This is a genomic window from Nostoc sp. (genome assembly GCF_036917515.1).
Taxonomy (GTDB): Bacteria; Cyanobacteriota; Cyanobacteriia; order Cyanobacteriales; family Nostocaceae; genus Nostoc.
In genome coordinates this window covers 82,451-102,645 of the sequence record NZ_JBALDE010000132.1, presented here as the reverse complement: position 1 = coordinate 102,645, position 20,195 = coordinate 82,451, and the positions used below count along the sequence as shown (strand labels likewise).

Sequence of the window (20,195 nt, the reverse complement as noted above, 5' to 3'; positions counted from 1 at the left end):
GTGTGGATTAATTGCTTATTCTCACCAACCGAAGAAGCCTAGCCTTCAAATGGACTGGATTTTATCTCAATCTGCTTAACCCCAACTCAGGTTAAAATACCGGACATTTGATCTTACTTAGATTGAGTGAATACCAAAGATAGAAGCTATCTAAATAGAAAGTAATGTAAGTTACAGATTACTTGCAGCTTTTTCAAGTTAGTTATATCCTCAAAGTGCTTGAAATGTAGGATGTTAACTTTCGGAGACCTTCCGAAATAGACAGCCGTTAAAAGGAGTGTCCTGCGAAATTCAACAAAGCGTGTTAAAAAAGGTAACTAACTACTAAAACACTGCTTTGAAACAGTAAAGAAGGTAGATTACGGAAATAGCATCAATGTCTATGGTGGAGAAATTTATCAAGTTAAGTGCCTTAGATCGCAAGAAACTTTTTGGTTGACTTAACCAATTCAGCAAGTAATGAGTTTGCAAATATGAGGTATAGGTTTCAATGGCACTGCCTCTTGTGTCTGTTCCGATGAAGAAAAATAAGAAACCGTCTCTGGTGCTGACGCTCTCGGCTGCTGGGTTATTGATTGGTGCGGGGAGTGTAGCCTACTGGTTGTTAGCCCAGAGACAAACATCTTCTAGCGATTTGTTAGTAGGTGCAAATATTATTCCTGGTGATGCCCTGTTTGCGGTTTCCTTAACAACAGATCCCCAGCAATGGCAGAAATTGCGGCAGTTTGGGACAAAAGAAACTCAAACAGAACTGGACAAAAATTTAGTAGAGTTACGCGATCGCTTTCTGACTAATAATGGTTACGACTTTCAAAAAGATATCGCTCCTTGGGTAGGCGATGACGTGACGATCGCAATTCTTGCCCCAGCAGCAGGGAATAAACCTGCACCCAAACCTGTTACCACCAATGAAAATGCTGCCAGCGATCAGCAATCGATGGTAATGGTATTACCAGTCAAAAACCCAGAAATCGCCAAAAATATTTTGGCACAACCCAAAATTCTTAAACAAGGCAAATGGAGCGAGCGCACTTATCAAGGAATCGCCATTAAACAAAGTCAGGGACAAGCAGGGCAAAACTTCTCGGCTGCATTACTAGATGGGCGTTTTTTAGTCATAACTGATAGTCCCAAAGCCACAGAACGAGCGATCGACGCTTACAAAAACAAAACATCCCTAGTCACAACAGGCGGCTTTGCTGAGAATTTCCCGAAAATTGCCAATTACCAACCCTTTGCCCAGTTTTATGTGAATGTGCCAACAGCTGCGAAAATAGCCGCCGCTTCTCCAAACCGCCCTTTACCTGCTCAAGTTTTGGCTCAACTGCAAAATAACCAAGGTTTAGCGGGGACAATAACCTTAGAGTCAGAAGGAATCCGCTTGAAGGGTGTTTCTTGGTTAAATCCTAATAGTCAACGAGTGCTGGCAGTGGAAAATAAAGCTGGGAACATGCAAAGCCGCGTACCAGCGGAAACCTTAATGATGCTTACTGGCAGCAACTTACAGAGGTTATGGAGAGACTATGTTTTAACATCTCAGGGAAATCCTTTATCACCGATCGCACCAGAACAGATTAGAGGTAGTATAAAATCCCTTACCGATCTCGATTTAGATAAAGATTTGCTTAGTTGGATGAAAGGCGAGTTTTCGTTATCAGTGATTCCAGCTACTCCAAAAGAAGGTTCACCAAATGATTTTCGTGCGGGTTTGCTGTTCATGATACAGACAAACGATGCCGTTCGCGGAGCGTCTCGTAGAGAAGGCGGGCAAAGCTTACGCAAATCAGCTGAAGCATCCATCAGTCAACTGGATGAAGTGATGAAAAATCAATACCAGTTTCAAGTACAACCGGGGAAAGTCGCAGGTCAACCCGTTGTTAACTGGGTATCACCTTATGGTACGTTAACTGCAACCCACGGTTGGTTAGATGGAGATGTCGCTTTTCTGATAGTGGGCGCTCCGATCGCGGATAAAATTGTTCCCAAACCTAACTACACACTAGCTGGCACTCTTCCCTTCCAACAAACAGTTCCTACAGAACCCAATCCGACGAATGGTCAATTTTTCCTGGATGTGGAACGAACTGTGAAAAATTTCCCTTTACCAACTCTAATTCCCAATCAACAAACTTTGCTAGATGCAACCCGCACAATTGGGATGACATCTGCTGTCAGCGATAATCGCAGTAACCGTTACGATATTTTTATCGAACTTAAAAAAGTTACCAACGCGACTACATTGCCTAGTCCAGAAAGGAGTAAGAGTAATTCTGTTAGATAGGGAGGAGGAAAACAGGGGAGCAGGGGAGCAGAGGGGACAAGGGGGATAAATCAATTCAAAATTCAAAATTCAAAATTCAAAATTAAAGAACTTTTGCCTCCTGCCTCCTGCCCTTCCTTGTCTATCTTGTCTCTTCTCCATGCCCAATTCCCAATCCCCAATGCCCCATTCCCGATTCCCCTCTAAACATATAGGATCAAAACAGTCAGAATCGATATTTTAAATTATCCACGGAGAGAACACTTTATGAATTTGGTTGTACTCCAGAACTGGCTGGACAATGCGTCCTTTGCCATATTATTCCTGACAATGCTGGTGTATTGGGGAGGAGCGGCTTTTCCAAATCTGCCTTATCTAGCCGCTTTGGGGACAGCTGGGATGGCGATCGCAAATTTGTGTATAGCTACTCTACTAGGGGCACGATGGATTGAAGCTGGTTATTTTCCCTTAAGTAATCTCTATGAATCTCTGTTTTTCTTAACTTGGGGAATTACCGCCATCCATCTGATTGCCGAAAATAGTAGCCGTAGCCGCTTAGTAGGAGTTGCCACAGCCCCGGTGGCAATGGCGATCGCAGCTTTTGCTACTATGACACTACCATCCCAGATGCAAGCGTCAGAACCTCTAGTACCTGCCTTGAAGTCAAATTGGCTGATGATGCATGTCAGCGTCATGATGTTAAGTTATTCTGCTTTGATGGTGGGTTCCTTATTAGCGATCGCTTTTTTAATTGTCACTCGTGGTCAAAATATCCAACTACAAGGCAGTTCTGTTGGTACTGGTGGCTATCGCAGCAACGGCTACCGCTTGCACAAAGCATCTGAACTAATTTCTCAACCATTAACCCCTGCTGTTGAAAATAACGGCTTTGCCCGTTTTGAAACTAGTAGCAACGGCAACGGCAACGGCAACGGTAACACTGCTGTTTTGAATTTAGTAACTACTCCTGAATCTCAAGCTGTTGCATCTGCTGAACCTCTTTCACCCCAGCGCCTTAGCCTTGCCGAAACCCTCGACAACATCAGCTATCGCATCATTGGACTAGGATTTCCTCTGCTGACAATTGGCATCATTGCCGGTGGCGTTTGGGCTAACGAAGCCTGGGGTTCCTACTGGAGTTGGGACCCGAAAGAAACTTGGGCATTAATTACCTGGTTAGTGTTCGCCGCCTACCTTCATGCCAGAATTACTCGCGGTTGGCAAGGGCGTCGTCCGGCAATTTTAGCCTCCGCTGGCTTGCTTGTTGTTTGGGTTTGCTATCTTGGTGTGAATCTTTTAGGTAAAGGTTTGCATTCTTACGGTTGGTTTTTCTAAAAATCTCACTAAGACAGTACTGAGTATCGAGTATTTTACTTTTACTCATAACTCAGGACTTAGTAAAATCTTGCGTAAAACTATGGTGAGTTAAGTATTTAATTTGAAACGCACAAGAGGGCAGAGTTTTATCTTTGCCCCTACTCTTACTAAATCGCTAAGAGCGATTGTGCTAGACAAAAATTATTACTGATAACGACCAGGGACTAATGACCAATGACTAAATTATCATTTTATTTCGGATGAACTGTTATATCTCTAGAAAATATAGATTTATTGACAGGAGATTTTTATGGAAGATGGATTCGAGATACTAAACCATGATGAAGTTGTGTCTATAGAACCAGACACTTTTAATAAGTTAAATATTGCTAAAACTTTTAAAGTCCGTGATTTGATTACAGCAATTAAGGAATATATTGGAGTAGAAGAAACGGATGAAGTAAATTTGTATACTCAAGGATTGAATTGTGAAGTTTTACAATTTAGTACTATGGGATGGAAAAAAGGAAAAGTTAGACTTGCTTTAGAGTTTTGTCCTGATGAATCTGAGTCACCACTTGATGAAATTTTTCAAAAACTCAAACAAGTGGAAAACTAATACTCAATAAGTAAAATATCCCTGCTTCTTTAAGAAGTGGGGTTTTAATATTCTCTATGTTTACAAATAAAATAGGATGTGCTAACAACTGAAAAGCGGTAAACCTATCATGCTAAATTATGATCCATTAGCTTGTTTGCCCTCATCTGAGGAGCTGCCCGACTCTGACGATACCCCAGTGGATAACGAATTACAAAATATAATTCCAGGTTTACTTAAAGTTATCTTAGCGATGGTTTGGGCAGAACGCATGGATTAGTTTTTTGGTATAAATATGGGGATTTATCATGACCCAGATTTACCAGCGATAGTCCCAGATGGATTTTTGAGTTTGGGGGTAGAGCGATTTTACGATCAAAACCTCCGCCTCAGTTATGTGCTTTGGGAAGAGAAGAGAGTACCGATATTAGTGCTGGAGGTAGTATCTTAGACAGATCGCGGTGAGTACTCAACCAAGAAAGCAGAGTATGCAAGATTGGGGATTTTGTATTATGTGGTTTACAATCCATTTCGTCGCCGTAAGCCACGTTTAGAAGTTTATAAATTAGTTAATAATGTTTATGAATTTCAAGATGGTAATCCTGTTTGGCTACCAGAGATTGGTTTAGGAATTGCCATGGAACAGGGAACTTATCTAGGTATTCCACGCGAGTGGTTGTATTGGTATAACCAGCAAGGACAAAGGTTTTTAACACCAGAAGAAGACAAAAAACTTGCTCAACAACAAACACAGCAAGCACAGCAAGAAGCTCAACAAGCACGACGACGTGCTGAATTATTAGCAGAACAATTGCGTAGACGCGGAGCGGCTTGTCGTTAGACATCGCTTGGTGTAGATCCTGGTTCTTTCACCTAAATTGCTCTGAATATTCATCAATGAACTCAAAGGTGCAAATTGGAAGATATACAGATAACCGAGAGACTAAACTACAAGATTATCCCGTTATATCGAAAGGCATTATCCCAAACATAATCAATCACTGCTTTCGCATCATCCAAGGGTAGAACATGACATGCTCCTTGGCGATCGTACGCTAGTAAAGGGATTTCTGGTACATTGTCTGTTGTTTCGCTATTTTGAATTACTTGACCGCGAATATCTTCTAAATTGCTTAGAGGTCCTTGAATATCAAAATTAATCTTTGTGCCTAATTTATTGTCCATCCAAGTTTCGATACGAGAATCTAATTGTTGAGGAGTTAATGCTGTGGGGCTAGTAAGTAAGTGATAGTATGCCAGAATAATTTCCTTACATTCTTCTTCTTCTGCTAATTCCAGAAACATTTGAAAAACACTATGATTGTTCCCTAAATTCTTAAAAAATAGCGTATCAGTTACAATTTTCTGAAACTTAATTTTTTTATTTTTGTAATTATTGTATTGCGTAAAGGCAAATCCACCCAAAGCGATCGCTAATGATAATGCTGCCACCAAGACAGGCATAAAATTTCTGACTTTATCCAACTCTACATTTAATGATTCAACCCAAAAAGTAACATTTAGTACTAGTAAAATTGCAGCAACTATTAATAATAAATTCGGCAGTGTTCTTAAGAGCAAAGGAATTGCCGCGCCAATCGCTGGAATTCCAAATAGTAACCGATCTTTCCAGGTCATACTTGTTTTTACATTGGGAAAGATTAAGTCAACATCTAGTTTGGGAATATTTTTGTAGAAGTAAACATACATCTTACCGGGAATGAATTTTAATTCTTGGATCTTGTCTTTCTTCGCCCGAAAGTAAGCTGCTTCTTTGAACTTGACTAATAAAACAATCCGTTCAAAAATATCAATCGTCTTTTCTTCTTGCCAAAAGAAGAATTTTTTTACCGAAATTTTTTTAGAACTATCACCCCGGTAATAACAGATTAAGCGCTCAAAATCCTCAAAATTTACTTTAGTTTTCAATTCAATGAGAGATTTGGTTGCTAGCGCTCGTTTGAGAATCGATTCAGGCAAAAGAATATAATTAGCTCTTTCAACAATATGCCCAAAGGCTTCAACTACTTTCAACTCCATGTGATCATATTGCTCGAATGTTGGTGGAGTTATTGGTTGAATCTCTGCATTAGGGTTAAAGGGTACGTAGTTATCTTTGATAACTTCTAAGGTTTTGTGGAAGCGAAAGTGATAGTATGCAATGAGGATTTGGCAGAAATCTTGAAATTTTTTGACATCAACTTCATCTAGCTGACCGTCTTGCAGGCAAAGTTTGATAATATCACTGCGAGTGTAGGGAATAAACGCTTCTCGATTTTCGGAAACAGTCATGTTCAAAGATGAATCAGAATCTAACTAGGGTTTGCCACATCCCACGAAAACGTCGGCGATGAGACATTATGTCTTCATTGGCAACTAAATTCTAGTATCTTGAGTGGTAAATCTAGCAGTTTTTTCCTGAGCCGAGGGAAAAAGTAAATAGGGATATTTGTTTTGCCTTGCACATCTCCAATGCGTTCTGTTATTTTCAAAGACTGATTGAAAAGTGCGTGGGCGTAGCCCGTCGTAGACATCGCTCGGCATAGATCTTGATTCTCTCATTTAAATTACCATCAAGATTCATTAATAAAATAAAGATGTACTCATAACTGAGGAATGGGAAATCGATCATGCTAAATTACGATCCATTAGCTTGTTTGCCCTCATCTGAGGAGCTACCTGACTCTGACGATACCCCAGTGGATAATGAATTACAAGATTTGATTCCAGGTTTACTAAAAGCGCTTCTGGCAATGGCTTGGCCAGAACGCATGGATTGGTTTTTTGGTGTAGATATGGGTATTTATTATGACCCAGATTTACCAGCAATAGTCCCAGATGGGTTTTTGAGTTTGGAGGTAGAGCGGTTTTATGATGAAGACCTCCGTCTAAGTTATGTACTTTGGGAAGAGAAAAAATTACCGATATTAGTATTGGAGATAATATCTAAAACATACCGTGGTGAGTACTCGACCAAAAAAGCAGAGTATGCAAGATTGGGAATTTTGTATTATGTAGTTTACAACCCATTTCGTCGCCACAAGCCACGTTTAGAAGTTTACAAATTAGTTAACAATGTTTATGAATTACATGATGGTAATCCAGTTTGGTTGCCAGAAATAGGTTTAGGAATTGGCATCGAACGAGGAACTTATCTAGGCGTACCACGGGAGTGGATGTATTGGTATAACCAACAAGGACAACGGTTTTTAACACCAGAAGAAAAGGAAAAACTTGCTGAACAAAAAGCTCAACAGGCAGAACAAAAAGCTCAACAGGCACAGCAAGAAACCCAATTATTACGAGAACGATTGCGATCGCTTGGCGTAGATCCTGATTCTCTTTCCTGAATTGCTGTAAAAACTCATTAACGAAGCTCAAAGGTTCATTAACGAAGCTTTGAGGTTCACGAATGAAGCTCCGAGGTTCATCAGCAAAGCTCTGAGGTTCACGAATAAAGCTCAAAGGTTCATCAACGAAGCTCCGAGGTTCATTAATGGAGTTCAAAGACTCGTCTGCGAGTATCAAAGACTCATTCACGAATATAAAAGACTCGTCCGCGAGTAAAAAAGACTCGTCGCCGAGTATCAAAGACTCGTCCGCGAGTAAAAAAGACTCGTCGCCGAGTATCAAAGACTCGTTCACGAGTATCAAAGACTCATTACAGCAATTTTCATATATTTAAAAAACACTCTCACTTTCTTCTCTGTGCTTTTGCGCCCACCGTTCGCGTAGCGTCTTCGATAGGAGAAGTTTTGATCGGCAAAAGCCGCGCTTCAAACTTCTCTCTGCGTGAGACAAAAAACTTTAGGTGCTGTAATTACGAATTACGAATTACGAATTACGCATTACCCTATCAAGACTTGCACTCACACTTTCAGCATCCGGTGACTTCAATCGCTGCAAAATCTCTAAAGCTGGTTGCAAATAGGATATCGCTTTAGTGTATTCACCCTGCTGTTCTGCCAAATCTCCTAACCTCCGCAGAGTCATTGCTTGAGTTCGGACAGCACCAATGCGTTGACTTATTTCCAAAGACTGATTGTAAAGTGCGATCGCTTTATCCACTTCCCCTGTATTGGCGTAGATATATCCTAGACAGTGCAACGTCGCCGCTTTAGTTTGGACATCACCAATGCGTTCTGTTATTTCCAAAGACTGATTGTAGAGTCTGATCGCTTTATCCACTTCCCCTTTGTCAGCGTAGATATATCCTAGATCGTGCAACGTCATCGCTTTGCCTTGGACATCTCCAATGCGTTCTTTTATTTCCAAAGACTGATTGTAAAGTGTGATCGCTTGATCCACTTCCCCTTTGTCGGTGTAGATATATCCCAGATTGTGCAACGTCGCCGCTTTGCCTTGAACATTACCAATGCATTCTTCTATTTCCAAAGACTGATTGTAGAGTGCGATCGCTTGATCTACTTCCCCTTTGTTGGCGTAAATCATTCCCAGTTGGTGCAACGTCGCCGCTTTGGTTTGGACATGACCAATGCGTTCTGTTATTTCCAAAGACTGATTGTAGAGTGCGATCGCTCGATCTACTTCACCTTTGTTAGCGTAAATCATTCCCAGTTGGTGCAACGTCGTCGCTTTGCCTTGGACATTACCAATGCGTTCATTTATTTCCAAAGACTGATTGTAAAGTGTGATCGCTTGATCTACTTCCCCTTTGTTGGCGTAGATCATTCCCAGTTGGTGCAATGTTGCTGCTTTGGTTTTGACATCACCGATGCGTTCTGTTATTTCCGAAGACTGATTGTAGAGTGCGATTGCTTGATCTACTTCCCCTTTGTTGGCGTAGATACCTGCCAGTTCGTGCAACGTTGCCGCTTTGCCTTGGACATTACCAATGCGTTCTTTTATTTCCAAAGACTGATTGTAGAGTGCGATTGCTTGATCTACTTCCCGTTTGTTGGCGTAGATACCTGCCAGTTCGTGCAATGTCGCTGCTTTGGTTTTGACATCACCAATGCGTTCTGTTATTTTCCAAGACTGATTGTAGAGTGCGATCGCTTCATCCACATCCCCTTTGTTGGCGTAGATAATTCCTAGTGCGTGGAGAACGCTGGCTTTGATTCCTACTAAATTTTCATCTTCTTCAGTCAACTTCAAAGCTTTTAGCAAAAAATCTTCTGCTTTTTGTACCTCACCAATACTCCTATAAGCTACCCCTAACTCCTGCAAAACAGTAATGCGGGTACGTACATCTATTGATGATTCCATTAGCAAGCGCTCAAGTAAATCAATCCGCTCTTGCCTTTCTGGTAAATCTAAACTTCCTAATATTCTCTCCGACTGAATAGTTTTTTCAATAGCCAACTCTTGAGTAGACTCGACTGTTTGAAAATAAAATACTCCTTTTCTCCATGCCCAAAAATCTGGGGCATATTTTGCTAAACGTGTTAGGGCATGATCTGGCAGAAATATCAGTATAGGGTGAGGAACACTATTAGTAAAAGCGTCTCGCACAAAGTTCAAGTCTTGCAGTACAGGGGGATATTCCCCAGACAAGCCAATAGACTTTTCTAAACCGATAACAATCAAAACTAATTTTTTATCTGGTTCTAAATGAATTTCTTTTAAATCATGAATAATCTCATCCCTTAAAAAACGCAAATTAGGATCGGCAAAATTGAGAATTTCAAATTGAATCTCATGACATCGAGGATGATTGTTGAGGATTTCAATTAAAGTATTTCTATCTTCTGCAAAGTTAACAGCAACGAACCCAATCGTTAACTGAGTGTCAGCAAAATCAATAAAGGTTAACAGTTCCGCTAATGACTGCTGATTTATTTGCACAAAAGTTTCTTTTTCTAAATTTAACTCAGGGGTTACTTGTGGTTGATTTGACTGCTTCTTGGAAAGCATGGATTTGCCTCACAACTGGATTAACATAATTCCAGCGATTTTTGCCGTTATACTCAAAAACCCAAAGATTGAACAGCATTAACCTGCCGATTTCATCTTTAGAAACATCTTTGTTAATATATACCGCAGCCAAAGCAGAATAGTATTCTGTTGGTATACTCCGCTCAAAATTAAACTGCTCTTGCTTAATCGCATAAGTGATATCATCAGCAGTAACTTGATCATGACCGCGAGTTGCTGCTGTAAGAAATGCTTTTGATGCTATTTGCATCAATTGGCGGATGTGACCGCCGCTTGCTTTCGCTAAATCTACCAATAGTTGACGCGATTTAAACACTACGTCTACTTCAACTCTTTGTTCAATTAAACTCGTAATTGCTGTTATCCCCTCATCATTATAATCTAACTCGATTTTGCCTTGTTCAAACTCATATATGTTGACCATCGGCACAATATTGGGTGTGTCGAAAGTGTTAGCCAAATTATTTTCAGAATAGACTATAGAAATTGGCGCTGTATAGATAATCGTACAATGTAGACTTTGTAATTGAAATGCATAATCACAAAATAAATGTTTAGCTACATTTGGAGGCACTCTGTCTAAGTTATCAAAAATAATTAAAAACCCTTTTTCATACTCTGGGTATTTGGATTTAAGCTTGACAAAAGCATCACCTAGCAACAAATTTATATCTGCTTGTAAACGACCAATATCTTTTTGTAAATTCTGCCTAACCGTCTTTCTTTGTTTATCAGCGCCTTTAATTTGAGCTTGTATTTTACTCAATAACTTTGAAATAAAGGGAATCTTTATACCTGCTTCTGCCTCAGCACTGATACTTACTGACCTTTCAACTGTTTGTTCAGTTTCTTGAGTAATTTCTTTAAACCAAGACTCGAAATTATTTAAAAGTTGTGCATCAAAATTTAATTCCGATGCATATAGAACATCAGCAACTTTTTTAATAATTACTAAATATAAATCTGTATATTCTGCGTCTAATATATCTAGTTCAGCGTCAGCTTCTATATAAATAACTTTATATTGAGATTCCCATTCTTGCTGAATCTTCCTTAATTCTGTACTTTTACCACATCCCCGATGTCCAGTAAATAGAAGGCTGCAAAATTCTGCGGGTTCCAGAAAACTTAAGCGAGTTTTAATAGTATTAATTGCCTCTGTCTTGCGAACTTTTGATAAGTTAACATAATAACGTTCAATATCTCTATTCGTTACTAAAGGAGCTACATCACAAACACGAAAAGCAGCTTTGAGGGTATTAGCACGATTAGCGGGTAAGGAACTCATTAGGTATTATTTATATTAAGAATTTATATATATTACAGCAGCAAAATCTTAAAGCTTCTTGGCGTTAGAGAACTTTTAGGAATCACTAACGCTCAACCAGGAGTATTGAAGTGGTAGTATGTTCAGGAATACCTGGCGCTAGATTACCAACAGAATTGTATAATGTCTCTTGCTCCTTGGCGAGGTGCGATCGCTCATGCACTTGATCGCAACCGCAGCCTTGTTTATGCCCGTTACCTGCAACTAGCAACGCTACAGACAAACGGCCGCCCCGCCAATCGTACCCTAGTCTTTCGCGGCTTTCTAGAAGATACAAACCAGCTAAAATTTATCACCGATAACCGTAGCGCCAAAACCGATCAGATACAGCAACAACCTTGGGCAGAAATTTGCTGGTACTTCCCCAATACACGAGAACAATTCCGTATCACTGGCTGTTTAACCCTGGTAAGCGGTAATGATTCTGACCACAATCTACAGTCAGCGCGGATCGCAATGTGGCAAGAATTGAGTGATGCGGCGCGTTTACAGTTTGCCTGGCCGCATCCTGGTAAACCCAGAATCCAAGAAACAGGAGCTTTTGAGCCACCAGCACCCGATCCGGTTGAGCCAGTGGCTAATTTTTGTCTACTGCTACTAGATCCGGTGCAAGTAGACCATTTAGAATTACGCGGCGAACCACAAAATCGATGGCTTTACTGCCGTGATGACCAGCAAGAGTGGTCTAGCGAAGCGATTAATCCTTAAATATTGGAGTAGAGACGCAATTAATCGCATTTCTACAGGAGTTAGGAGTTGGAAATTTCAAACCTGACATTTATGATTTTTATTCCTCACTCCTAACTCTTAACTTCTCACTTTTTTAAATGCCAGCACCATCTAGAAATTCCTGGATGGTCTTATCCTTGAGGTTGCACCAGCGAGTATCATGGGTTAGCTCATCTTCATTCGCTGCTAAACAACCCACTAAAACAGGAGTTTTTTCTGAAGAATTAGTGCGCTTAAGAGTTTGTATTTGTTCTTCCAACGCCTCAATCCGGTCTACTAAAGCACGAATTACTTGAGCTTCTGAATCTGGTAAGTTATTGTGTTCAAGAGGTGAAACCCGAACTCCAGAACGATACATAATGCGCCCAGGCACACCTACTACAGTACAGTCTGAAGGCACATCTCTTAAAACAACAGAACCAGCACCAATACGGACATTATTGCCAATTTGGATATTGCCCAGTACCTTCGCTCCAGCTCCAACTACGACGTTTTCGCCCACAGTAGGATGGCGCTTGCCACATTCTTTACCAGTACCGCCAAGGGTGACACCTTGATAAATTAGGGCATAGTCTCCGACGATCGCAGTTTCACCAATTACTACACCCATCCCGTGGTCGATAAACACACTTTGCCCAATTGTTGCACCAGGGTGGATTTCAATTCCAGTCAAAAACCGAGCCAAGTGAGAAACCAGGCGCGGAATAAAGGGAAGACCAACACTATAGAGCCAGTGAGCCAGCCTATGGAATAACAAGGCTTGCAAACCAGGGTAACAAAATAAAACTTCCAACCAGTTACGGGCAGCTGGGTCACGTTCAAATATGATACGAAAGTCAGCACGCAGTATAGATAGCACGAGATAGCACCCTCGGAAAGCACAACAAGCTACTCTCCCATATTATCCCCTCAAGTGTTACACCTAAAAATTGGGCATGGGGCATTGGGCATTGGGAAGAGACTTGGGGACAAGAGAAAGGAAAGACTTGTTGCAAGTTCTACTTTAATCACCTTGTCACCTTGTCTCTTTGTCCCCTTGTCCCCCTGTCCCCTTGCCTCCCCTACTCCCCAATTCACTGCTGCTCCACTTTCAGAGTATAATCCCGCTTGACTCCAGGATTAAATGTACCCACCCAAATCCGATAGGTGCCCCGTTTCCAGTTGCGATCGCTAACGCTAGCATCTTTACTTTTACCAGTGTCATCGCCGCAACGAATTGTTGTTTGATCGGGGCCTTGAATGATTAAAGTGGTGTCGTTGTTGTTGCTGTCAACTTGGATTGTTAGCTGAGGAAAGTCCTTTTCCAAAACCATAATGTGATCTGGTTTGGGATCGGCAAAGCCAATGCAGGCTTTTTGATCGCGATCGCGGTTACTGATGGCAGACAATGAGTAAGAACCACCTGTAAATCCCTGCACTATTCCTTGTGCTGAATCAAAGTTTGTTGATAAATTGAAAGTGCCAAAGTTTGCTGTCTGTGCTATTGCAGGGGTAGCTGTGATGGCGGTAAGTATAGCTACCAACCAACCGCCGCAAAACTGAAGTCGGGGGCGACAGTATTTCATAGTAGCTTTCCAACAAGTTTTTAAATAAGTAGTGATATATACATATTCTAGTAAAAAAATTACAGTGAAATTTCAGTTGGTTGTGCCACAATCAAATGTGCCACAGTTGATGTTTTGGAAAATGGACAGCTAATTACTAAGTTATTTCTTGATATAAACAGCAGCTACGATTCTCAAATTTCTGATTTTGATGTGATTATCTCTGTTGGACGCAGGGTTTTCTCTCCTAAAGAAAACCCTCGACGGACGATTTTAGTTATTGTTTGGTCTGCTATATCATTTCTGACTTCACGATCAACAACACGGCATAAATTAAAATCTGGCTGTGTACTTTGCAGTTCTATTTCTATAGGTAAGACATGGCGCTTTCCTAGTACACCGAGAAACTTCCGATTAACCGCCCCTAAAGACTTGGGTAAACGCTGGAGAAATTCTGGGCTGAGATTGGGGTTCTGTTCTAGATAATCCAGTAAAGCTTCTAATGCATCACCAATTTCTAGCAGTTCTAAAAATAAATCTTCAGTGTTTGTTGCGGTTTTAGTTTGCTGTTCTCGCAAGGATTGTTGTAGTAAAACTTTTTCCTTTTGGAGGTTGCCAAATTCTTGTTTAAGCCAGTCGCGCTTCTCTTGGCTGAGAATAAAATTAGACATGGTAAACCTCTTTTGATAACATTGGTAAAGTTTTAGTTGCCCAAGTTTGCACTTGTGGATGAGTATGGTTACTCAAAAGCTGACAAAGCGCGATCGCTCTTTCTAACTGTCCAACTATTTTATACACTTTAATCAGCCACATTTGGGCTTGAATGTAATCTTTACTATTAGTGTCTGTACAGCCTTGGCAGTAGTCTTCTAGATATTTTATCGCTTTGAGGTAACGTTCTTCTTTACAAGCTATAATGCCTTCGGTGAACAACTCTGATAGGTTTATTGGTAAAGGCTCTTGCTCTAGGCGTTCTTCTTGGGCAGATTGAGCGATCGCTTGCTCTAATCCATCAAATTCTGGTAATAACATCAGTCTAGGTGCTGGCTGAAGCAAAGCCGATAGATCGCTACATTTGAAGTACTTAATAGTGGGCAGTATAGGACGCAAATAGTCGGCTATGATGCGTTCTTCTGGTTTTAATAAGCTTTTTTGGGCTTTAGCAATGATATCCACAGGATGTTTTTTGTGCTTCATTGCCATTGCTACAGCTTTTGCAATTTCAGCTTTGGATGCTGCTGGGGATACACCGAGAATGTCGTAAGGATTGTATTTCATTAGATACCTTTAACTAACGAATCTTCAGACTGTGGTAAATTTCTTGAAAAGCAAGTTCCTCTGGACAAAGTTCATAAGCCCAACGACCTAATTGCTGAATTAAGTCAAAAGATAAATTGCGGTTTTGGATACCCTTAACCAAGGTATTAATAAAAAACTCAGCGACATAGTTACGAATAGAGCTATGTTGTGAGTATTTGGCACGATGAACAGCTTCATCAAAACGATCGCATTTCATTAAATTTTGAATATCCTTCAGTTCTTGACTAAACCTGTAAACTTCTTGGACATTTGGATCATCTGGACAGAGTTCATAAGCCCAATAGCCTAATTGATAAATATCTTCAAATCCTAAATCACGATTTTGGAAACCCTTGATTAATATCTCTACGCAAATATCTGATACAATATTACGTATACGTTGAGCCTGGGATTTTTTAGCACGTTGTACAGCTTCTTCAAATTGATTATTTTTTAATAAATTCTCAATTAATTCTAATTCTTGTTGAAATTCAATTCTCTGAATTAAGTCAATTACAACAGGATTTTGATTGTCAATTTCTTTTAGTTTTTGTAATTCTCTTAGACCTGTTGCTAATGAAAGTTGTTCATTAGCAATTTGTTCGCGTATTTGTTCTGCCTTATACTCAGCTAGATAACTTCTAGCGTCTCTACTTCCTAAAAGGTCATACCAAAACTGGGCAAACTCTAAATGTTCTTGAAATTCTGATATTGTTTGACGTTGCAATCCACAAAGTCTATCTATTTCTTGTTGCCAATCGTTACTAGCTTGAATTTCTGGCTTTGCTTGCTTTAGAGGAATAATTGCCTCTTGCCATTTCTGCTGCTGTAGCTGATAGTAACCTTCATGATAAGCAACAAATTTCTGAGCAAATGCTGCAATATCAGAATTATCTGTGGTTAAGGGTTTAAGTTGAATTGCTCTTTGGTAATCTCCTTCTAAACAAGCAGCCATAGCTAATCCCCAATTTGTATACAGGGAATTTAAAATTTTTTGGTTAGCATTTATCCTATTGTCGTAACTACCTTGCCATTGAGGAAGGTAATGCTGATAACAACCAGGTGTGATAAATATATTCTTTATTTTCATTCCCCATTTTGACGGCTCACCCATCAGGTTTAGAGATAGTAATTCTAATCGGTAGTAATCACGTAAATTCAAATATTCAATAATGTTTGTATCTTTGTAAGTATCTATTAACGTTGCTATTCGGTGTTTTATATTTAAAGAAATTGAGGTAAATTCTACAGAATTATTTTCTAACCAAGGCACATCTTGAAGGCTTGGATCTTCAGTTATATTTGCTAAGGCTGTTGAAAAAGAAATTATTAACCTAAAAAGCTTTATAGGTTCAGTTTGAGCAAGATAATAATTTGCTATTGCCCAATTATGCAATGTGGTAATATTAGGGTTTGAAATCCAGGCTTTTTCAGCATTATCAACAATAATTCTCCAGTTTTTTTCTTGCCATACTTCCACTTCTAAACGAGGCTGAATGTGTTCGTTGAGATTTTTATCGACTAACGGATCAAAACCAAATTTTTGGATAAATTGTGTACTTTCTGTTTTAGCATTATCCCAATTTTCAGCTTTTACCAGCTGTTCTATATTTTGTAGTCTTAGTAGGCGTTGACGTTGCGAAAGGTTTTTGATTATCTCTCGTTGCTTGGCAATGTTAGGAGTAGTCAGCCTTTGCCATTCTTTATAAGCTACTTGTAAATCTTCTTGTTGCGCGTAGGCAAATCCCCGCAAGTAAGCAGCTTGTTCTCCAGGTATAGCTTCTAAGTGAGTTAGTGCCGTTGCCCATGCCTGAGTTTTAATTGCCACAAGTGCTAACCGGATTTGGCAGTATGTAGAGTTGGGCAAGAGCAATTTAGCATTTGTATAAAGAGATGTAGCTGCCTTAAAATCACCCGCTTTTTCTGCTGTTAACCCTTGGCGAAACTGTTCTCTTCCTTTAAGTGTTTGTTGTAGCTTTTGTAGTAAATGAAGTCCGTCAGAGCGAGAAAAGTTAGTCAAAGCATTTTTTAAAAGTGCGATCGCTGCCTGTAATTTTCCTTCACTTTCAGCTTGTTGCACCTTTTGAAAAGCAGCATCGTAAATTTCTTCTTGTTGGACTTGGGCAAGACTTGCAGTGATCGCCTTTTCTAAAGACTCAGTAGAATAAAGCTTTTGTGCCTCTCGGTAAACTGCGATCGCATTTTTATAAAATCGATTTTCTGCATGAGACTGCGCCTGTGTCACTAAATTCAAAAACTGCTGTCGTCGTTGCAGTTCTTCTTGGTATTGCTTGATTACCCGCGATATGCGATCATCGTGGAGAATTTTGGTACAGCGTTGATAAATGGCGATCGCATTTGCAAGTACTTGTGTTTCAAAAGGGTCGCCCGTATCTTGCTTGAGAAGGGTTTTGGCATTAGCAGCTAGTTTATCCACTTCTGCTACTTGATAGCGCCATTGCTTTAGTTGCTGAGTAAGATTGTCTAACAGCTTACCCAGCAGCAATTGACAAATCAAATGCTCCCAAAAACCTGGTTTTCTCGACCAGGCAGCGAGAGCTTTTTCTGCAATCATTACCGCTTCTCGCAGGTATTTGTTTTGGGCTAATTGTGCTGCTTTTTGGCTGGCTTCTTTAGTCAGTGGCACTTGTTTCCAGGCATCAACAATGCCGACTCCCAGTAAAGTTTTAGTTAAGGCATTCAAACTATCAAGGATGCTCATTAAGCGTCCTCCTTGCAGTTGGGAATTTTTAACACATCCCCTACGTCTATATCATCTTCCCGTCCTTTGAGTTGGGGGTTGGCTTTAACCATTACTTGCCAAGAGGTTCCCTTACCACAAAATTTTTGGGCGATCGCGCTGAGGTAATCTCCTGATTTTACAGTATAGGTAATTGGTTTTGGGGGTTTCTTAGCTGTCACAGGAGCATGATTAACTGGTAGTTTTAGGCGATCGCTAATAACTGGATTGGAAGAAGAGACAGTTAATGTGTGTAACTGTGGTTGCAGGAATATAAAACTGCCCATTGCTCCCAACCCAATGCCAATAATTAGCAGGAGTAAAGCAACTCCTAGTTGCCATTTGGAAATTTTTACTTGTCGCACAGGATTTTCCACCTGCGGTAATTCTTGAAGCATCCGAATTATAGAAAGGTCGGTATCACAGTTAGGACAAGTGTCACCTTCAATTTCTTGGTAATCACACACAGGACAATTCAACTTCATCTTCATCGCGTTATTCCTGTGACAATGCTGTTGCTGGGTAACTCCTCATTTAGCCAACGCTGGATGTCTGGTTGCAATTCATTCCACAAGCGATTAGCTTCCTGTCCATCATCACTTTCCATAGCGCCAAGCATCCGAAAAAGTTTGTCAGACATGGTATTTGCTTCAGTCGGTGCAACTGCACAAGCTTGACGAATTGCTAAAAAACAAGCTTGAATAAGCTTGACCTCATCAGGTAGATTGTCTAGTTCTCGTCTTGCATCTTCACTCTGAGATTCTATCTTGGAGAGGTTATTGGTGTTGATGGCATCTTGCAATTCTTGACTCAGTCTTTGTAATCGTTCCTGCTGTGGTTGAGGAATTATCGATCCGCAGTATTTAACTAGGTGATCGCATTCATTCATTAGATACTCGGCTTTTAGGCTTTCCTTAGACATGGATACCTGGAATTTTCTTAAGTTTGCACTAGCGTCATCGCGTAAATAGCCGCGTTCCTTTCCCGTATCCGGATCGATGATTTTGTTGGCTGACTCCACGACTGGTAAGGCTAACTTCAGCGCTTCTTCCACACCGAGAGGAGTTAGGTTTTGGTCGTTGAGTTCTGCGATCGTTTCCTCTAATTCCTTATATATTTTCTCATCTGAGTATCCTCGCGAAAAGGTGCGACTCACTCTCTGTGAAGGGGCATTTTTCAATGTGGCAGTCATCTTTAGCCCACTATTTTTTTCATCTAACTCCAAGTTGACTAAAACTTCTGTCCCGCGTGGATAGGATTGCTTTAAACCCAACCAAATACTTCCAATACTTTCATCCTCATATATCTCATCTAAATCTTGCCTTACTTGATCGGGGCTGAAAAGTTGAAAGTGAATCAAACGTTGGCAATACCCAATTCGTCAAGTAATTGAGTCGCAGGAGCAATCCGAGATACTGTAGCAGTGCTTAGTTCAACTTTGGCGCGTTCTACTGCTAACTTCAAGTCAGCATTAAATCGCACCCTTTGATAGTGGGGCATTTTGGTTATCAAGCCATCAATATCAGCAATTCCTTCTTGCTGGGCAAATTGCTGTTTAACAAACTTGATGATCCGAGAGTCAATGTCATCTCCTCCCAACCATAAATCCCCAGCTTTTCCCAGTTCAATAAATGAAGTTCCTGCTGCTTGAATCACTGAAGCATCAAATGTACCACCGCCAAAATCAAAAACTAAAATTGTTTTAAAATCTTCCCCAGTTGGAGAAAAGCCGTAAGATATGGCGGCAGCTGTGGGTTCGGGGAGCAATTCTAAAGGAGTGATTCCAGCTTTGAGTGCAGCTGTGCGGGTAGCATGACGTTGTTTATCATTGAAGTAAGCGGGGATGGTAATAACTGCTTGGTCTATGACTTCGCCTGTTTTACCAATTCCTTGGCGATAAGCTTGGGCATTTTGCACAACTTTTTTGAGAATTTCAGCAGAAATATCTTCTGGCTGATATTCTTTGCCTCCTAGCCACACTGCAATACCATTGTCTGTACCCTGGCTCGGTTGAGCAATTTTGTAGCCAAATTCTGACTTTTGTTTTTGTACTGCTGGATCGCCAAAACCTCTTCCTATTAGGCGCTTGATGGAAACAACCACGTTTTCAGGATTAGCCCTGAGTTGGTTGTAAGCTTGATCTCCTACCAAAAATTTATTTTGCTCACAGGCAATGACCGATCGCGTCAGTTTCCTATCTGGAGGCGTATTATCATTAGCTGTCACCACTTCAACTTCTGCTAACTTAAAAGCGGCGACAGAATTCGTTGTTCCTAGATCAATGCCAATTGCCTTGCCCATTACCGATCGCTACCTGGGTATTGTGTAAATTATTTCTGATGTATTTGAGACTCACTGCCACATCGAACCGAAATTTCTAAGCCAGCAGCCTGTATCTATCCAAAGATTACAAATACAAATAGCAAATGCTACAGAAAATCTACGTAAATATCATGGGGCAAGAAAGTGCAGAAGATAAAATG

General features: G+C 40.4%; 17 protein-coding genes and 1 pseudogene. 6 read left to right on the top strand and 12 right to left on the bottom strand.

From position 1 onward, the window contains the following. Window positions 1–490: 490 nt before the first annotated feature. The 4 genes and pseudogenes from V7K89_RS17375 to V7K89_RS17360 all read left to right on the top strand — a co-directional run bounded on the left by V7K89_RS17375 (window position 491) and on the right by V7K89_RS17360 (window position 5,016). Window positions 491–2,281: a DUF3352 domain-containing protein gene (locus V7K89_RS17375; protein ID WP_335189221.1), complete on the top strand. Its 1,791-nt coding sequence runs from the start codon at window positions 491–493 to the stop codon at window positions 2,279–2,281. Between the two features lie 246 nt (window positions 2,282–2,527). Next, window positions 2,528–3,595: a c-type cytochrome biogenesis protein CcsB gene (gene ccsB, locus V7K89_RS17370; RefSeq protein ID WP_335189219.1), complete on the top strand. Its 1,068-nt coding sequence runs from the start codon at window positions 2,528–2,530 to the stop codon at window positions 3,593–3,595. Window positions 3,596–3,887: 292 nt separating this feature from the next. Next, window positions 3,888–4,196 carry a KGK domain-containing protein gene (locus tag V7K89_RS17365; protein ID WP_335189217.1) on the top strand — a complete coding sequence of 103 codons (309 nt, stop codon included), beginning with the start codon at window positions 3,888–3,890 and terminating at the stop codon, window positions 4,194–4,196. Window positions 4,197–4,305: 109 nt separating this feature from the next. Next, window positions 4,306–5,016: pseudogene (locus V7K89_RS17360) on the top strand (Uma2 family endonuclease). A 107-nt stretch (window positions 5,017–5,123) separates the two neighbouring features. On the opposite strand, the gene V7K89_RS17355 reads toward V7K89_RS17360, so the two are convergent. Next, entirely contained in the window at window positions 5,124–6,467 is a 1,344-nt protein-coding gene (locus V7K89_RS17355) for a TMEM143 family protein (protein ID WP_335189215.1), read from the bottom strand. A 74-nt stretch (window positions 6,468–6,541) separates the two neighbouring features. Further along, the gene (locus tag V7K89_RS17350; RefSeq protein WP_335189213.1) at window positions 6,542–6,709 is read right to left on the bottom strand and encodes a hypothetical protein; all 168 of its coding nucleotides are present in this window, start codon (window positions 6,707–6,709) and stop codon (window positions 6,542–6,544) included. Window positions 6,710–6,805: 96 nt separating this feature from the next. Between V7K89_RS17350 and V7K89_RS17345 the strand changes: the two genes are divergently transcribed. After that, on the top strand, window positions 6,806–7,525 hold the full coding sequence (locus tag V7K89_RS17345; protein WP_335189211.1) for a Uma2 family endonuclease: 720 nt from the start codon (window positions 6,806–6,808) through the stop codon (window positions 7,523–7,525). 484 nt (window positions 7,526–8,009) lie between these two features. Here V7K89_RS17345 and V7K89_RS17340 read toward each other — a convergent pair whose 3' ends face one another. Next, complete coding sequence (locus tag V7K89_RS17340; RefSeq protein WP_335189209.1) at window positions 8,010–10,052, bottom strand: tetratricopeptide repeat protein; 2,043 nt, start codon at window positions 10,050–10,052, stop codon at window positions 8,010–8,012. Then, entirely contained in the window at window positions 10,009–11,361 is a 1,353-nt protein-coding gene (locus tag V7K89_RS17335) for an ATP-binding protein (RefSeq protein ID WP_335189207.1), read from the bottom strand. The genes V7K89_RS17340 and V7K89_RS17335 overlap by 44 nt, the downstream gene beginning before the upstream one ends. Before the next feature lie 162 nt (window positions 11,362–11,523). Between V7K89_RS17335 and V7K89_RS17330 the strand changes: the two genes are divergently transcribed. Continuing rightward, the gene (locus V7K89_RS17330; protein ID WP_335189205.1) at window positions 11,524–12,108 is read left to right on the top strand and encodes an Npun_F5749 family FMN-dependent PPOX-type flavoprotein; all 585 of its coding nucleotides are present in this window, start codon (window positions 11,524–11,526) and stop codon (window positions 12,106–12,108) included. A 115-nt stretch (window positions 12,109–12,223) separates the two neighbouring features. Here V7K89_RS17330 and cysE read toward each other — a convergent pair whose 3' ends face one another. The 8 genes from cysE to V7K89_RS17290 form a co-directional block, all read right to left on the bottom strand. Then, window positions 12,224–12,988 (bottom strand): serine O-acetyltransferase, encoded by a 765-nt coding sequence (gene cysE, locus V7K89_RS17325; protein ID WP_335189202.1) that lies wholly within the window; start codon window positions 12,986–12,988, stop codon window positions 12,224–12,226. A 214-nt stretch (window positions 12,989–13,202) separates the two neighbouring features. Continuing rightward, complete coding sequence (locus V7K89_RS17320; protein WP_335189200.1) at window positions 13,203–13,694, bottom strand: hypothetical protein; 492 nt, start codon at window positions 13,692–13,694, stop codon at window positions 13,203–13,205. Window positions 13,695–13,867: 173 nt separating this feature from the next. Continuing rightward, window positions 13,868–14,344 (bottom strand): nucleotide exchange factor GrpE, encoded by a 477-nt coding sequence (locus V7K89_RS17315; RefSeq protein ID WP_335189198.1) that lies wholly within the window; start codon window positions 14,342–14,344, stop codon window positions 13,868–13,870. Next, on the bottom strand, window positions 14,337–14,951 hold the full coding sequence (locus V7K89_RS17310) for a molecular chaperone DnaJ (RefSeq protein ID WP_335189196.1): 615 nt from the start codon (window positions 14,949–14,951) through the stop codon (window positions 14,337–14,339). The genes V7K89_RS17315 and V7K89_RS17310 overlap by 8 nt, the downstream gene beginning before the upstream one ends. 13 nt (window positions 14,952–14,964) lie before the next feature. After that, a complete protein-coding gene (locus V7K89_RS17305) occupies window positions 14,965–17,694 on the bottom strand; it encodes a peptidase M, neutral zinc metallopeptidase site (protein ID WP_335189194.1) in 2,730 nt (909 codons plus the stop codon). Beyond that, entirely contained in the window at window positions 17,694–18,203 is a 510-nt protein-coding gene (locus V7K89_RS17300) for a LysM peptidoglycan-binding domain-containing protein (RefSeq protein ID WP_335189191.1), read from the bottom strand. The genes V7K89_RS17305 and V7K89_RS17300 overlap by 1 nt, the downstream gene beginning before the upstream one ends. Next, entirely contained in the window at window positions 18,200–19,072 is an 873-nt protein-coding gene (locus tag V7K89_RS17295) for a hypothetical protein (protein WP_335189189.1), read from the bottom strand. Before V7K89_RS17295 ends, V7K89_RS17300 begins: the two co-directional genes overlap by 4 nt. Then, window positions 19,069–20,013: an Hsp70 family protein gene (locus V7K89_RS17290; RefSeq protein ID WP_335189187.1), complete on the bottom strand. Its 945-nt coding sequence runs from the start codon at window positions 20,011–20,013 to the stop codon at window positions 19,069–19,071. Before V7K89_RS17290 ends, V7K89_RS17295 begins: the two co-directional genes overlap by 4 nt. Between the last annotated feature and the right edge of the window lie 182 nt (window positions 20,014–20,195).